17 protein-coding genes and 1 pseudogene are annotated in these 15439 nt (G+C 34.2%); 15 read left to right on the top strand and 3 right to left on the bottom strand.

Features of this window, described 5'->3' with window-relative positions; translation table 11 throughout:
- Nucleotides 1–89: 89 nt before the first annotated feature.
- Entirely contained in the window at nucleotides 90–878 is a 789-nt protein-coding gene (locus tag NSQ89_RS13640) for a phosphatidylserine decarboxylase (RefSeq protein WP_341132776.1), read from the top strand.
- Between the two features lie 83 nt (nucleotides 879–961).
- On the opposite strand, the gene NSQ89_RS13635 is transcribed toward NSQ89_RS13640, so the two are convergent.
- Complete coding sequence (locus tag NSQ89_RS13635; RefSeq protein WP_016202937.1) at nucleotides 962–1102, bottom strand: sporulation histidine kinase inhibitor Sda; 141 nt, start codon at nucleotides 1100–1102, stop codon at nucleotides 962–964.
- A 555-nt stretch (nucleotides 1103–1657) separates the two neighbouring features.
- Here NSQ89_RS13635 and NSQ89_RS13630 point away from each other — a divergent pair.
- The 8 genes and pseudogenes from NSQ89_RS13630 to NSQ89_RS13595 form a co-directional block, all read left to right on the top strand.
- A pseudogene (locus NSQ89_RS13630) lies at nucleotides 1658–2197 on the top strand (YqeG family HAD IIIA-type phosphatase); the annotation flags it as partial.
- Between the two features lie 3 nt (nucleotides 2198–2200).
- A complete protein-coding gene (gene yqeH / locus NSQ89_RS13625) occupies nucleotides 2201–3304 on the top strand; it encodes a ribosome biogenesis GTPase YqeH (protein ID WP_095258995.1) in 1104 nt (367 codons plus the stop codon).
- A gap of 43 nt (nucleotides 3305–3347) precedes the next feature.
- A complete protein-coding gene (aroE, locus tag NSQ89_RS13620; protein WP_047941325.1) occupies nucleotides 3348–4184 on the top strand; it encodes a shikimate dehydrogenase in 837 nt (278 codons plus the stop codon).
- Nucleotides 4178–4471 carry a ribosome assembly RNA-binding protein YhbY gene (gene yhbY, locus NSQ89_RS13615; RefSeq protein ID WP_016202941.1) on the top strand — a complete coding sequence of 98 codons (294 nt, stop codon included), beginning with the start codon at nucleotides 4178–4180 and terminating at the stop codon, nucleotides 4469–4471. The genes aroE and yhbY overlap by 7 nt, the downstream gene beginning before the upstream one ends.
- 22 nt (nucleotides 4472–4493) lie before the next feature.
- Nucleotides 4494–5063, top strand: coding sequence for a nicotinate-nucleotide adenylyltransferase (locus NSQ89_RS13610; RefSeq protein WP_047941324.1), 570 nt, complete (start codon nucleotides 4494–4496; stop codon nucleotides 5061–5063).
- Nucleotides 5053–5622, top strand: a complete 570-nt coding sequence (gene yqeK / locus NSQ89_RS13605; RefSeq protein WP_341132775.1) for a bis(5'-nucleosyl)-tetraphosphatase (symmetrical) YqeK — start codon at nucleotides 5053–5055, stop codon at nucleotides 5620–5622. The genes NSQ89_RS13610 and yqeK overlap by 11 nt, the downstream gene beginning before the upstream one ends.
- Nucleotides 5623–5979 (top strand): ribosome silencing factor, encoded by a 357-nt coding sequence (gene rsfS, locus NSQ89_RS13600; protein ID WP_047941322.1) that lies wholly within the window; start codon nucleotides 5623–5625, stop codon nucleotides 5977–5979.
- Nucleotides 5976–6722, top strand: a complete 747-nt coding sequence (locus tag NSQ89_RS13595) for a class I SAM-dependent DNA methyltransferase (protein WP_047941321.1) — start codon at nucleotides 5976–5978, stop codon at nucleotides 6720–6722. Before rsfS ends, NSQ89_RS13595 begins: the two co-directional genes overlap by 4 nt.
- A gap of 225 nt (nucleotides 6723–6947) precedes the next feature.
- Here NSQ89_RS13595 and comER read toward each other — a convergent pair whose 3' ends face one another.
- On the bottom strand, nucleotides 6948–7781 hold the full coding sequence (gene comER / locus NSQ89_RS13590; protein WP_095258992.1) for a late competence protein ComER: 834 nt from the start codon (nucleotides 7779–7781) through the stop codon (nucleotides 6948–6950).
- An 88-nt stretch (nucleotides 7782–7869) separates the two neighbouring features.
- Here comER and NSQ89_RS13585 point away from each other — a divergent pair, with 88 nt between their 5' ends.
- The 4 genes from NSQ89_RS13585 to holA all read left to right on the top strand — a co-directional run bounded on the left by NSQ89_RS13585 (nucleotide 7870) and on the right by holA (nucleotide 13117).
- Nucleotides 7870–8505: a helix-hairpin-helix domain-containing protein gene (locus tag NSQ89_RS13585; RefSeq protein ID WP_047941318.1), complete on the top strand. Its 636-nt coding sequence runs from the start codon at nucleotides 7870–7872 to the stop codon at nucleotides 8503–8505.
- A gap of 166 nt (nucleotides 8506–8671) precedes the next feature.
- On the top strand, nucleotides 8672–9250 hold the full coding sequence (locus NSQ89_RS13580) for a ComE operon protein 2 (protein ID WP_047941317.1): 579 nt from the start codon (nucleotides 8672–8674) through the stop codon (nucleotides 9248–9250).
- A gap of 48 nt (nucleotides 9251–9298) precedes the next feature.
- The gene (locus tag NSQ89_RS13575) at nucleotides 9299–11629 is read left to right on the top strand and encodes a DNA internalization-related competence protein ComEC/Rec2 (RefSeq protein ID WP_341132774.1); all 2331 of its coding nucleotides are present in this window, start codon (nucleotides 9299–9301) and stop codon (nucleotides 11627–11629) included.
- A 465-nt stretch (nucleotides 11630–12094) separates the two neighbouring features.
- Nucleotides 12095–13117, top strand: coding sequence for a DNA polymerase III subunit delta (holA, locus tag NSQ89_RS13570; protein WP_095258989.1), 1023 nt, complete (start codon nucleotides 12095–12097; stop codon nucleotides 13115–13117).
- A gap of 181 nt (nucleotides 13118–13298) precedes the next feature.
- Here holA and rpsT read toward each other — a convergent pair whose 3' ends face one another.
- The gene (rpsT, locus tag NSQ89_RS13565; RefSeq protein ID WP_016202952.1) at nucleotides 13299–13565 is read right to left on the bottom strand and encodes a 30S ribosomal protein S20; all 267 of its coding nucleotides are present in this window, start codon (nucleotides 13563–13565) and stop codon (nucleotides 13299–13301) included.
- Nucleotides 13566–13773: 208 nt separating this feature from the next.
- Here rpsT and gpr point away from each other — a divergent pair, with 208 nt between their 5' ends.
- Entirely contained in the window at nucleotides 13774–14895 is a 1122-nt protein-coding gene (gene gpr, locus NSQ89_RS13560) for a GPR endopeptidase (RefSeq protein WP_047941315.1), read from the top strand.
- 117 nt (nucleotides 14896–15012) lie between these two features.
- On the top strand, nucleotides 15013–15360 hold the full coding sequence (locus tag NSQ89_RS13555; protein ID WP_328283461.1) for a DUF3679 domain-containing protein: 348 nt from the start codon (nucleotides 15013–15015) through the stop codon (nucleotides 15358–15360).
- Nucleotides 15361–15439 lie beyond the last annotated feature (79 nt).

Here is a 15439-nt window from a genome sequence, read left to right as displayed (position 1 = left end):
CAACTATTTTTTTATATAATCATATATAATTCTAATTAGTATATGATTATTCGTAAAGAAAAATTTTTATTTATTGGAGGATTGCTTCATTGAAAGAAACAATTTATCGATTTTGTATTGAACTGACAAATGGAAGATGGAGTTCCTATTTGATTAAGAAATTTGCTTATTCTAGATGGAGCCGATATATAATTCCTTCCTTTGCAAAAGTTTATAAAATAAATATAGAGGAAATGGACAAACAACTAAAGGAATACGGATCCTTGCATGAATTTTTTATTAGAAAATTAAAAGCTAACTGCCGAAATATTCATGCTGATCATGGAGAAATAATTAGTCCTGTTGATGCTGTGATTGAGGATATTGGAGAAGTAAGAGAAGATTGCTCTATTTTAGTTAAAGGAAAAACGTATTCTATTCATGAAATGCTTGGTGATGAAAAGACAGTGGATAAGTATATTGGTGGAACTTATTTAATATTTTATTTAAGCCCAAGTCATTATCATCGTATTCATTGTCCTGCCACAGGTACCGTAACAAATCGTTGGACACTTGGAAATAAATCGTATCCTGTTAATAAATATGGTTTAAAGTGGGGCAAATCTACCCTCTCCAAAAATTATCGTTCTATAACGGAATTAAAGACAGAGGAAGGAAACGGGATCTGTATTGTGAAGGTTGGTGCCATGTTTATTAACTCTATCGTCCTAAATCATAAGAAAGACCGCGTAGTTCAAGGAGAGGAAATTGCCTATTTTTCATTTGGCTCAACTGTTGTGTTGCTATTTGAAAAAAATACATTTAAACAGAAAGGCTTTCATTCCATTCCATATCCGGTTAAAATAGGAGAGGTTATTGGAGAGCTTCGCAAAGTGTAATGATACAAATTTAATAGTTTAAAAGAAAAACAGCCTTTTTAAGGCTGTTTTCAAATGGAATGTATAATTGTTACTGTATTGGTTTAAGAGGAGACTTTTATCTTGTTGCTTAAAGAACGTCGGTGAATCTCTGTTTCGATGAGACGAATAAATTCAGGGCTTAAATTTAATTCCCTTGCTTTATGATAGGACTCAATCAATAATTCATCTGACAGTTTTCGCATGCCAGAAACACCTCCATTCGAATATAATGAGAAGATTTTCATAGAAAACATATATAAATGTTGTTGTTTTCAGTGTTGAAATATGGTTTTAAAAAAATTTGCTGATTAAAAAGTGCATACAAGATGGATCAATCGACAATGTTTATCAGAAAACGAGCTTGTCTATGTAAAAAATTTGCTATGTAGAAAACACTTTTAATCTTCTTTTTTAGTAAATTAATCTTGGAAGTTTTTTGGATATTATATTGTATCCTTACTTTAACAAAAATAAACATAGAGAACAACTGTTCGTTTATCCACAGCGCTCAGTGGATAACCTGTGATTATTTTGTTGAGAACTATGTGGACTATATGTAAATCAATGGGTATTATGTGTATAATGTTATCCACATATGTTGAAAAATGCGTATTTTGTCGAAAATTATTTTGCTATTATTAAAAAAAGCAAGAATATGGTATCTTCTTTAAGAAGAAAAACGGTATAATATTATTTTCTTCTATCGCAAAAATGGTTACCATAACAATAGGAAGACATACTGGTTAAACTATAGAAATGAAAGAGTTAAGAGGTGTTTTTTAGTGTTAAATCAATTTTTGCCAAATCAGTTTGTTAAAAATATATTTGAAATTTCCCCAGATGATTTAAAGAAAAAAGGAATAAAAGGCATCATAACAGACTTAGATAATACGTTAGTAGAATGGGATCGCCCGCTTGCGACTCCACAAATAATTGAATGGTTTGCAGAAATGAAGAGAAATGACATTAAAGTCACAATTGTTTCCAATAATAAAGAAGCAAGAGTAAAGTCATTTTCTGACCCGTTGCATATTCCTTTTATTTTTGCTGCTAGAAAGCCGCTTGGCCGTGCTTTTAAAAAAGCTATCATGCAAATGAATATAAAAAAAGAAGAAGCAGTTGTAATTGGGGACCAATTATTAACAGATGTTCTAGGTGGGAATCGTAGTGGGTTTCATACCATTTTAGTCGTGCCTGTTGCGCAAACAGATGGGTTTATGACCAGAATTAATCGTAGAATCGAAAGAAGAATTTTAAATTGGTTTCGTAGAAACGGAAAATTAACTTGGGAGGATTAATACGTGACAGAAAGAATACATTGTATCGGCTGTGGAGTAGTTATTCAGACAGAGAACAAGAATGAATTAGGCTATGCACCTTCTTCTTCATTAGAAAAAGATGAGGTTATTTGTCAAAGATGTTTCCGTTTAAAGCATTATAACGAAGTACAAGATGTTTCTTTAACAGATGATGATTTTTTAAAGATTCTAAATGAAATAGGGAAAAGTGACAGCTTAATTGTAAAAATAGTAGATATTTTTGATTTCAATGGAAGCTGGCTACCTGGCCTTCATCGTTTTACTGGGAACAATAAAGTAATACTAATAGGAAATAAAGTTGATCTTTTACCAAAATCAGTGAAACACCAGAAGGTTATCAATTGGATGAAAAAAGAAGCGAAGGATTTAGGATTAAGACCAGAGGATGTATACCTTGTCAGTGCAGAAAAAGGAAAGAATATTAAAGAAGTACTGGATGCTATTGAATATCATCGCAACGGAAAAGATGTTTATGTAGTGGGCTGCACAAACGTAGGAAAATCTACTTTTATTAACCGAATTCTAAAAGAGGTATCTGGAGAAGAAAATGTAATTACTACATCACATTTTCCTGGTACAACGCTAGACATTATTGAAATTCCATTGTCGGATGGTAAATATCTAGTGGATACTCCTGGAATTATTAATCACCATCAAATGGCTCATTTTGTAGATAAAAAGGATTTAAAAATTATTACGCCAAAAAAAGAAATAAAATCAAGAATTTTTCAATTAAACGATCAACAAACGTTATTCTTTGGCGGCCTGGCTCGATTTGATTTTGTAAAAGGCGAGCGCAGTAGCTTTGTATGCTATTTCTCTAATGAAATAACAATCCATCGGACGAAGTTGGAAAAAGCAGACGAGCTGTATAAAAAACATGCGGGTGAATTATTGACACCTCCTAAAAGAGAGCATTTGGATGCTTTTCCTGAGTTGGTAAGGCATGATTTTTCTATAAAAGAACCAAAAACAGATATTGTGTTTTCCGGATTAGGCTGGATAACGATAAATGAACCAAATATTCAAGTTTCTGTTTATGTGCCTAAAGGGGTACATGCCTTGTTGCGTAAATCATTAATATAATCTGTTTTGCAATAAAGCAAGGGGAAAAGGAGAGCGGCTATTTATGAAGAACTATGCAGTAATTGGTGATCCAATTCAACATTCGATGTCACCTGTTATGCATAATGACCTTTTTCATTTCTATGGTTTCGATGCTGAAATGAAAAAAATGCATATTAAAACAGAGATGCTCGAAATGGGACTAAAAAGTTTGAGGGATAGTAATATAGATGGCTTTAATGTGACCGTCCCCCATAAACAAGCAATCATTCCCTTTTTGGACGAACTAGACCCATTGAGTGAAGCAATTGGCGCTGTTAATACGGTGGTTTGTAAAAATGGAAAGTGGGTTGGGTATAATACGGATGGAGATGGGTATTTAAGAAGTCTATTAGACCAGCTTACCGACTTGAAGCAGAAAAAAACATTGATTATTGGTAGTGGTGGTGCCGCAAGAGCGATCTATTTTTCATTAGCTAATTATGGAGTACACCAAATAGATATTTGTAATCGTACGCTTTCAAATGCAGAAAGGCTGAAAGAAGCCTGTCCTTTTCCAGTCGTAACTAATATACTGGAAGTTGCTTCAGTGGAAAAAAATCTTGAGGAATATGAACTTATCATCCAAACAACTTCCATTGGAATGTCACCAAAGATAGATGCTTCGCCTATTCAAGTAAGCAATTTGAAGAAGGGCACATTCGTTAGTGATATTATCTATAATCCATTAGAAACAAAAATATTAAAAGATGCAAAAGCCAAGGGCGCTATAACGCAAAATGGGATTGATATGTTTGTATATCAAGGAGCTTTAGCATTTGAGAAATGGCAAGGAATTTTCCCAGATACAGCTAGAATGAGACAAAATGTTTTAACACAATTAGGAGGATCATCATGTTAAGAGGTAAACAAAAAAGGTTTTTACGAGCAAAGGCACACCATTTAAGCCCTATATTCCAAGTAGGAAAAGGTGGCGTTAATGACAATATGATTAAACAAATAAGTGAAGCTTTAGAGGTAAGAGAGCTATTAAAGATAAGTATTTTGCAAAACTGTGATGAAGATAAAGATACGGTAGCAAGTGAGTTAGTAAACGGAACAAAAAGTGAGCTAGTTCAAATTATAGGAAATACAATTGTATTATATAAAGAATCAAAAGAAAATAAAACGATAAATTTACCATCATAAGTCGGTAGAAGAGGCGATTTTTTTGAAAAAAGTTGGAATATTGGGAGGGACGTTTGATCCTCCTCATATAGGGCATCTAATTATAGCAAATGAAGTACTGCACGCAAAAAAATTAGATGAAATATGGTTTATGCCAAATCAAGAACCTCCACATAAAATAAAAACAGGGACAGTAACAAATACTCAACGAGTAGAAATGTTACAATTATCGATAGAATCTACTTCCTCTTTTCGCATCGAAACGATGGAATTAGACAGAGAGGGAAAATCGTATACGTATGATACAATGAAGCTTTTAAATGAGGCTTACCCAAACAATGATTTTTATTTTATAATTGGAGCCGATATGGTAGAATATTTGCCAAAATGGTATAAAATTCAAGAACTTATGGAAATCGTACAATTCATAAGTGTAAACCGCCCAAAATATCAACTAGAAACGGAATACCCAGTGCAGTATGTAAAGGTTCCTGATATAAATATTTCTTCGAGCTTAATTCGTGAAAGAGTTAAGGAAGGGGAAACCATTTCCTTTTTAGTCAGAGATGAAGTAAAGAGATATATTGAGGAGAATCGTCTATATGAATCGTGAAGAAGCATTACAAATAGTAAAAGAACAAATAACGGAAAAGCGTTATATTCATACAATCGGTGTAATGGAAACAGCAATTAAGTTAGCGAATAAGTATGGTGGAGATGCTAAAAAGGCTGAAATAGCAGCGATTTTTCACGATTACGCAAAATTCCGCCCAAAGGAGGAAATGAAAAAGATTATCATACAACAAAATATGGATCCTAATCTTTTGTTATTTCATTTTGAACTTTGGCATGCTCCAGTCGGTGCCTTTTTAGTTGAGAAAGAAGTCGGAATAAAAGATAGAGAAATATTAGATGCTATTAGATACCATACATCAGGAAGACCTGAAATGAGTATGCTAGAAAAAATAGTCTATTTAGCCGATTATATTGAACCTGGCCGAGCTTTTCCAGGAGTAGATGAAGTAAGAGAATTGGCCGAAGTGAGTTTGGAGAGAGCTTTTTTGCAAGCGGTGAAAAACACGATTATGTTTCTTATTCGGAATAATCGAGCTGTATTTCCTTTAAGCTTTGAAACATATAACAGTTCTTGTATAAAAATGGAGGTTGATTGAATGGATGAACGTACTTTATTATGGACTGCTGTAAAGGCAGCTGATGACAAAAGAGCAGAGAATATTGTTGCCCTAAATATGAAAGGTATATCTCTTGTTGCTGATTATTTCGTAATCTGTCATGGTAATTCTGACAAGCAAGTACAGGCTATTGCGAATGAAATTAAAGAAAAGTCTGGTGAACTTGGAGTTACGGTTAAACGTTTTGAAGGTTATAATGAGGCAAAATGGATTTTAGTTGATTTAGGAGATATTATTGTCCATGTCTTTCACCGGGATGAAAGAACCTATTACAATTTAGAACGTCTTTGGGGAGATGCACCAGTGGAAAATGTGGAAAGTGTGATCAGTCAATGAGTTATGAGCAGTTTGCCTATCTTTATGATCGCTTAATGAATGATGTACCTTATGAAAAGTGGATACAGCTTATCAAAAAGGCAGCAGATGATTATAAAGTTAATGGAGCAAACCTTTTAGACCTAGCCTGTGGAACAGGAGAGTTATCGATTAGGCTGGCCCAGACTGGTTATAATGTAACTGGGGTTGATTTATCGGAGGATATGCTGAGTGTTGCTCAAGCGAAGACGATGGAAGCAGGAGAATCAGTATTTTATATAGAACAAGATATGTCTCAGCTAGAGGGCTTACCTGTTTTCGATCTTATTTGTATTTGCTGTGATTCCATCAATTATTTAAGAACGGAAGAAGAAGTCATAAACACTTTTAAAAGTGTTTATGCCCATTTAGATGAAAAAGGCTTATTTATATTTGATGTACATTCCTTATATAAAATGAATCAATTATTTATCAATCAAACCTATACAGTCAATGATGAGGATTTAAGCCTTATATGGCAATGCTATGAAGGAGAATATCCTAATAGCGTCGAACATGATTTAAGTTTCTTTGAATTGGATGAAGCCTCAGGTTTGTATCGTCGTTATGATGAACTCCATTTTCAACGAACTTATTCTGTTGAACAGTATTCGAAATGGCTCGAACAAACAGGGTTTACTTTATTGAAAGTTACAGCAGATTTTTCTCAAGATACACTAGATGAAAAGGCAGAGCGAATTTTCTTTTATTGTAAGAAAAAATGAGATGTTTCCTCATTGTGAAGCAGGTTAGTATTTTGCAAGTAAATGCTTGGAAACATCCTTCCTACATATTGTCTTTTTATGGCGATAACGTGAAAAAGGGAAATGGTCCTTGGGTGGATCATTTCCCTTTTTCCTATTCTGATAGCAGCCTTTTGCAATTTCTTTTGAAAAAATTGAAATGGGAGAAGGAATTCGAATGGATAGAGTCGAAAGTAAGGAGGAGCATTATATATTTTTATGTCCTGTGACAAGATTTTTAAGGGATTGTTTATCATCCTCATATTTTGCCTGTGTTGCTTGAAATAATTGATTAAAAGTATCTCCTAATTGACGTTCCAAAACATTTATCCCTTCGCCTGTAATCCCGCCCTTTACACATACCTTTTCCTGTAATGTAGGTAAAGTGTAATAGCCCTTCTTTAATAATTCTCCTAAGCCAATAAGCATTTCACTAGCTAATTTTGTTGCCGTTTCTGTATCAATTTCTGTTTCATCCACTGCGCCTTCTATAAATCTTTGGGTAAGATAGCTGAAAAAAGCTGGTCCGCAACTTACTATATCAGAGGCAGCCCTCGTAATGTCATCTTCAATTTCTAATGGTGACGAAAATTTTTCATACAAACTTTCTAAGTGTTTTTTCCACTCTTCCGTACAATTGCTTCCAAAGGAAAACAAAGAAACGCCTGCCAATGCTCTATTTGTAATGCTTGGGATAATGCGAGCAACAGAGCACCTAAATAAAGAATCAAGCTGGTCAGGGCTTATTGGACTAGTAATCGAAATAACGCATTTTTCTTCTGTTAAAACGGGAGAAATAGTATGGGCTACCTCATACATATCATGTGGCTTTACACATAAAAAGATAAGCTCTGCTTTTTTTGCTATTTCCATGTCACTATCGCATATATTTATGGTAGGATACTCTTCCTTAATTTCTAAAGCTTTGTTTCTTGTTCGATTGAAAATAAATAAGTCTTCGGGGGAAACAGCTTTTCCGTCAATCATTGATTCTATTAGTATTTTCCCCATATTTCCTGTACCAATCATTCCAATTTTCAATCTTCCATCCCCCCTTATATTGAGCGTTTTCTCATATAACGATATGTCGCAGCATTTCAAAATATACCTGAAAGGATGATTAGTTATCATGGACTGGCTTCGTAAAAATAAGAAAATGATTTTCTTTTGTATAGGTGGTATCGTACTTTTATTGCTATATCGGTTTTACCCTATTTTTATCTCGAGTAATGAAGAAGAACAAATTCCCCAAGAAAACTTGTTTGCTGAAAGAAACATAGAGGAGAAGCCAGAAGAAGCATCGGAGGAAGACCCTCCTGTTACGGTAATGCTGGTAGATGTAAAAGGTGCGGTTAAGAATCCAGGTGTGTATGAAGCGAATGACGGAGAACGAGTGAATGATATGATTGAAAAGGCAGGCGGAATTTTGAAAGATGGTGAAAAAAACGCAGTGAATTTTGCAATGAAAGTGACAGATGAAATGATTATCTATGTTCCTTATATAGGAGAAGAAGGGGAAGCAGCTAATGGGAATGCAGTTGGTAACGAGACTGCCGTCCCTTCGAATGAAGGAACAGTAAATATTAATAAAGCAAGTGAAACAGAATTGCTTGAGTTACCAGGAGTGGGTCCATCTAAAGCAGCTGCCATTGTGGAGTATCGTGAACAGAATGGAGGGTTTTCTACAAAAGAGGATTTAAAAAACATAAGTGGAATTGGAGAGAAAACATATGAAAAATTAGAATCCTTTATTTCGATAAAATAAATCTCTTGTAGATTAGGGATACATATTCAAAGCAATATATTGATTTAAGCGCCATGAGCATCCTTTTCGTAATTGACTGGTGACATAGTTCTCGATAAACTTAATGAGGAATGAAAAGTAATAGTGTTTTTCTCAATTCGGTTTATTTATGGGAGTGAAAGTGAAAGTGGAAAGAATTTCATGGAATGAGTATTTTATGGCACAAAGCGAATTACTGGCTTTAAGAAGTACATGTACAAGATTGGCAGTAGGGGCAACGATAGTTCGAGATAAACGGATAATTGCCGGGGGGTACAATGGCAGTATAGCTGGTGGTGTTCATTGTATAGATGAAGGCTGCTATGTAATTGACAACCATTGTGTGAGAACAATCCATGCGGAAATGAATGCTATCTTACAATGTGCTAAATTTGGCGTTCCAACTGCTGGGGCGGATATATATGTTACTCATTTTCCTTGTCTTCAATGCTGTAAGGCAATTGTACAAGCAGGTATTAAAACAGTTTATTACGAATTGGATTATAAAAATCATCCATATGCGCTAGAGTTGTTTGAACAGGCTAATATTGAAACAGTACAGGTGGAAAGAAAAGAGCTTGAGAACAAAGAGGAGAAAAAGGCATTGGTAGAAGCGCTTGTAAAACAATTAAAAGAAAATAATGCAGATTCTGTAGAGATAGAGGCTTTGGAAAAAAGAGCGGCAGAATTATTCTCCATTATACCAACCACAAAGACGTCTATTTAATAAAACCTCTCTACTGCCGGTCTACAGCTGTCTCGTTAGGAGCGATTTATGATTCAAACAAAGTTATTGTACTTCGCAGTATCAGCTTTATTCGGCTTATTATGTGCCTATACACAACAGTTAATGGTCTATATCCTCTATTTTCTATTTATAGGATGGCTACTTCTAATGAAGAAAGGAAGTTGGAAATTAGCTGCTTTTCTGCTGTGTACATTTTTTTTGTTCGTTGTTCGAGGAAGTTATGATTATCATGGGAATAGCTCGAAAATAAAGGAGGATACTTCCTCTTTTTTCGTTACTTTTATAGAACCAGCTGAGATAGATGGAGATAGGTGGCGGGTAGTAGGTAGGGAAAAACGAACAGAGGAAAAACTGCTGCTTTCCTACAAAATAGAAACGAAAGCAGAAAAAGCTATTTTAAAAACGAAGAGGGTGATAGGAAAGACGTGCGCTATTAGGGGATCTTTATCACTTCCCTCTTCACAGCGAAATGAAAATGGCTTTAATTATCAGCAATACCTGGAAAATACTTCGATTTATTGGCTAGTATCAGTGGAAAATTTGGATTTAAGCAGCTGTGTGACAGAAAGAAATATTATTCTATCATTAAAGCAGCTAAGAGAAAAAGGGACCATTTGGATTGAAAATCATTTTTCAGAAACAACTATTCCAATTGCAGAAGCTTTAATTTTTGGTGATCGTAGTATGATGGAGGAAGATTTGCAAAATGCGTTTCAACGTATAGGCATTATTCATCTATTAGCTATTTCTGGTTCCCATGTCGTCGTTTTAATAGGTATCGTTTATTTTTTACTAATACGAGTTGGTTTAACGAGAGAAAGGGCTAGTACTATTCTTCTGCTGCTTTTACCAATATATGCAGTTTTAACCGGGCTCAGCCCATCCGTAATTAGAGCTGTATTTACTGCTTTTATCCTCTTAGCCATTAATAAATTTTATACTTCCTCTCCTTTGCCGATGATCGATATAATTAGTATAGTATTTACCATATATTTATTGATTCAACCAAGAATGTTATTTAACGTTGGATTTTTATTATCTTTTATCGTCTGTTTTTTTCTCATTGTATCATCCTCGCTTATTAAAGAATATCATTCCTCAACCATTAAAATGTATTTCTTCCTGACATTTATTTCTGAATATGCTGTTATCCCTGTTATTCTATACTACTTTTTTGAAATTCCGACCTTATCCTTACTGGCAAATCTTATTTTTATCCCTTTTTATACGGTTATTATTTTGCCGTACTTACTTGTTCTCTATGTCCTATCCTTTATATTTCCACCATTTATTTCTTTTTTTTCTTTCCCATTAGATTTTATCATCCTGTTATCTGATAAGCTGGTGTTGAAATTATCGAGTTTTCCATTTAGTACCATTATATTGGGAAGGCCATCCTTATTTTTTTTATGCGCTTATAGTCTCAGCCTGCCCATATTCTTTTATTTATACGAGAATTTGGCGAAGAACTTAAGAAGGTGGTTATATTGTCTTCCACTTTTGCTTATGAGTGTTCAATTTATAAACAATGTCTATCCGTCAAAAGGAGAAATCACTTTTATTGATGTTGGGCAAGGGGACAGCATTCTTATTCAGCTGCCATTTAATAAAGGAACTTATTTAATAGACACCGGTGGTACTGTCAATTTCCCGAAAGAAGATTGGCAAAAAAGGAAAGACCCATATGAAGTGGGAGCCAAGACAGTTGTCCCCTTTTTAAAAAGTAAAGGGATTCGTACAATTGATAAATTAATTTTAACCCATGGTGATTTAGACCATATAGGCGGAAGTACTGCTATTATCGAACAATTACATGTAAAAGAAATAATGTATCCCAATGTGAAAGGAGATTGGTCTATAGAAGAAGAACACTTATTAAAATTAGTGGAAAAGAAACAAATCCCCATTCGTTTTATACAAGCAGGACAGAAGTGGAGTACAGGGAAGGAGTCTTTTATGGTTTTGGCCCCAATAGAGAAGGAGAATTTAACAAAAAATAATAGCTCGATTGTCCTTTTTGCTAAGATCGCTGGCATTACATGGCTATTTACCGGAGATTTAGAAAAAGAAGGAGAACTAGCACTTATGAACAAATATCCGGATTTAAGAGAAATAGACGTTTTAAAGGTGGGACATCATGGTAGTAAAACTTCTTCAACAAGTGAATTTATGGAGCGGCTTAAACCGAAAATTGCTGTTATATCAGTTGGGATAAATAATAGGTATCATCATCCCAGTCTGGATGTGCTCACTATTTTAGAGGATTATCAGGTAAAAGTATTCAGAACAGATGAAAATGGGGGGATTTCTTTTTATTTTTCGGAAAAAGGTGGCACATTTGAATTGCGAATTCCATAGAATATAGCAATAGTGAATGGCTATAATAATGGAAAAATGTCATCTAAATACCTATCCGATTGGAATAAAAAATACTTACCTATATGGACATGAATCGTACTGATTTTCCTTTGTTGTCAAGAGTTGACACAAATAGAATCTAGCCATTGGAGTACACTATTAATATAATTGCACCGTTACACATTAAGTATCCTAGGCCTTAATGTGTAACGTTCATTATAGATTGAAGGAAGGTCCTTAAGATAATCATTTCATTGCTGCTAGTAAATCTTCCTAGAGCTTATACCAAAGCTTTAGGAAAGAATTTCGTTAACAAGAGAGATGATGTCGAAAGGATCTTCTTTCTGTATGTAAATTTTCGAAAAGAAGGACAACTGTTAGGAATTTCGTATATAATAATTGATTAGGGATTGTTTTGTATGGAAAATAAGGAGCAATGGTTTCTTTAGGGAATGGGGAGAAGAAATGATCGAAGAATTATGGAAAAAAATAAAGAATAGAGATTTTTCTTTTGTCTATCTATTATATGGGCTTGAGTCTTTTCTAATAAATGAAACAAAATATTTATTATTGCAATCATTATTAAACGAAGAAGATGAGGATTTTAATTTATCTACATATGATTTGGAGGAAACACCAATAGAAGTCGCGATAGAGGATGCGGAAACAATCCCCTTTTTTGGCGAAAGAAAGGTTGTTGTATTAAATAATCCTTTTTTCTTAACTGCTGAAAAATCTAAGTCCAAAGTGGAACATAATGTAAAAAAACTAGAGGAATATTTAAAAGAACCATCTCCGTTTACAATTATGATTTTTATAGGAAGTTACGAAAAATTAGATGAGAGAAAGAAGATAACCAAACAACTAAAAACAGCTGCATCTATTTTAGAAGCGAAAAAATTAAATGAACAAGAACTAAAGAAATGGTTAAAACAACGTGCCGCATATAATCATGTAGAGATAAATGAAGATGGACTTGACACTATTTTAAGTCTCGCTGGAACTAATTTGTCTCTTTTGACAACTGAAATTGATAAGATGGCTTTATACGTCCAAGATTCAAAGTTAATTACGAAAGAGATTGTGGAAGAATTAGTTGCCAAATCGCTTGAGCAAAATATTTTTTCCCTTGTCGATAAAGTGATCTCTAAAAAAATAGATGAAGCCTTGCGGATATATTATGATTTATTAAAACAAAATGAAGAACCATTAAAGATTCTTTCTATCATTACGAATCAATTTCGTTTAATTTATCAAGTAAAAGGACTTGCGCAAAAAGGATATGGACAACAGCAAATTGCTAGTGTTTTAAAAGTTCATCCATTCCGAGTTAAATTGGCAGCAGGACAAGCTAATCGATTTACAGAAGAGGAATTAACAAAGTGTATCCGTCTATTTGCAGAAGGTGACTATCAATTAAAAACGGGAGCAATGCCTAAAAACATGGTCATAGAAATGATTCTCTTTCAAATAGGACGTGGAGTATAAAGGCGATCTAATCTAAATGAGGTCGGACTGCCTCTGCGTTCCTATAGGTGTCTTGAATGTGGTGACGATAAACTTTTTAACCTGAACAATTGTATGGAATTGTTCAGGTTTTTCTCTGTATAATTCTGCCCAAGCTTTATAAATAAAAAAAGACTATCAGGAAGATAGTCTTTTTTACTCATTATGCGTTTAAAGCATTTTTTCTTTTAGCTAAACGAGATTTTTTACGAGCAGCAGCATTTTTATGAATAAGACCTTTAGCAGCAGCTTTGTCTAACTTACTAGCAGCTTCTACAAAACTTTCATTTGCAGCAGTTGTATCATTAAGAGCAATAGCAGCTTCAGTCTTTTTAACAGCAGTACGCATTGCAGATTTAACTGTAGTGTTTTGAGCGTTACGAGCTTCACTAGTTTTCACACGTTTAATAGCAGATTTAATATTTGGCATTTACGTTCACCTCCTAAAACGAAGCATCAAGTTCATTATTTAAACTCGATATATACATTCCTAAAAAACTTAAAGAACAAGTGATATTTTATCAAACGAGGACTAATAATGCAATACCTCCAGTCAAATTGCACAATATGAATTTTTTTTGAGAGAAAGGCAATGCTAGTAATAATAAAATGATTCTTTGGATTGGAAGGGGATAACAATGGAGGAAAAACTTGATTTAAGCATGTATTCAGTACGAACAGATTTGGCAATTGAAGCAAAAGATTTAGCTTTACATAATCAAGGACTTGTTCAAAATGAACAAGATCAGTCACATCTAGATGGGGTAATCATCAAGGAGAAAGAAGAGAATGGTATTAAGATGTCCTATGTGGAGGTCACCGAAAAGGGAGAAGAACTAATCGGGAAAAAACAAGGAAAATATTTAACGATAGAAGTGTTAGGTATTAGACAGCAAGATACGAAATTGCAAGAAAAAGTAGAGCAAGTATTTGCAAAAGAGTTTTCTCAATTTTTAAAGCAGAGCGATATAAAAGAGGATGCATCTTGTTTATTAGTTGGTCTAGGGAACTGGAATGTTACACCTGACGCATTGGGGCCACAGGTTTGTGAGAATATACTTGTAACAAGACATTTATATGAATTACAGCCAGAAAGTGTAGAAGAGGGCTATCGACCGGTATCAAGCTTAGCCCCAGGTGTAATGGGATTAACAGGAATTGAAACAAGTGACATTATAAAAGGGGTTGTCGAGAAAACAAATCCTGATTTTGTAATTGTTATTGATGCTCTTGCATCCCGTTCCATTGATCGTGTGAATTCGACGATTCAAGTTTCCGATACAGGTATCCATCCTGGTTCTGGTGTAGGAAATAAACGGAAGGAACTAAGTAAAGAAACGTTAGGAAGACCAGTGATTGCTATCGGTGTTCCAACTGTCGTAGATGCAGTGTCTATTACAAGTGACACAATTGATTATATATTAAAGCATTTTGGTAAGGAGTTAAAAGAAGGAAATAAACCATCGAGAGCATTGGCTCCAGCTGGGTTGACCTTTGGTGAAAAAAGAAAATTAACGGATGAAGATTTACCAGAAGAGCAGCATCGTAAGACATTTCTAGGTATTGTTGGAACATTGCCTGAGGAAGAAAAGAGAAAGTTAATCTATGAAGTGTTATCACCAATTGGTCATAACTTAATGGTCACACCTAAAGAGGTCGATGTTTTTATAGAAGATATGGCGAATTTGCTTGCAAATGGTTTAAATGCCGCACTTCATTCAGCGATAAATCAAGAGAATGTAGGGTATAATACCCACTAAATTTACTAAAAGGGTTCTACCATTCCTAGTTACTTCATATATTTTCAATAGAGTTACTAGGGATGGTAGATTTGGAAAATACAAACTTGGTACTGATACTAAAGGAGATTGATCAAGTTGAAACTATATACATTAAGTGCTGTCGGAATTGTTTTGTTGATGTTTATTTGTGTATTATTTGGTATGCAGCAAGCAAATAGTAGGATTCACAAAATGAAAGGATATGAAGATGAGGGATTCCAAAGTGCTGTAGCTATAAATAAAGAGGATGGAAATTTAGAAGCGTCTGTCCTTGGACAAAATATCACTAGTCACGATCTGGATGAAAAGAAACAGCAATTAGAGGAAATGAAAGCTTTTAATTTATTGTCTAGCATCGGAAAAGGAGTAGCAGATACGATATCTTCTGTAGCAGAAAAAGGAGTCAATCTTGTTGCAGATATAATGGAAGAAAAAGAAAAATAAAAGACTGTTTAGTAAATCATTTTACTTTTCGTTGAATCTTATTCTTCACACTGCTATAATCAAAAATAGTGTACATGCG

The sequence above is a fragment of the Niallia sp. FSL R7-0648 genome, from assembly GCF_038007005.1.
Taxonomy (GTDB): Bacteria; Bacillota; Bacilli; order Bacillales; family Cytobacillaceae; genus Niallia; species Niallia circulans.
This window is presented reverse-complemented; position numbering and strand designations above follow the sequence as displayed.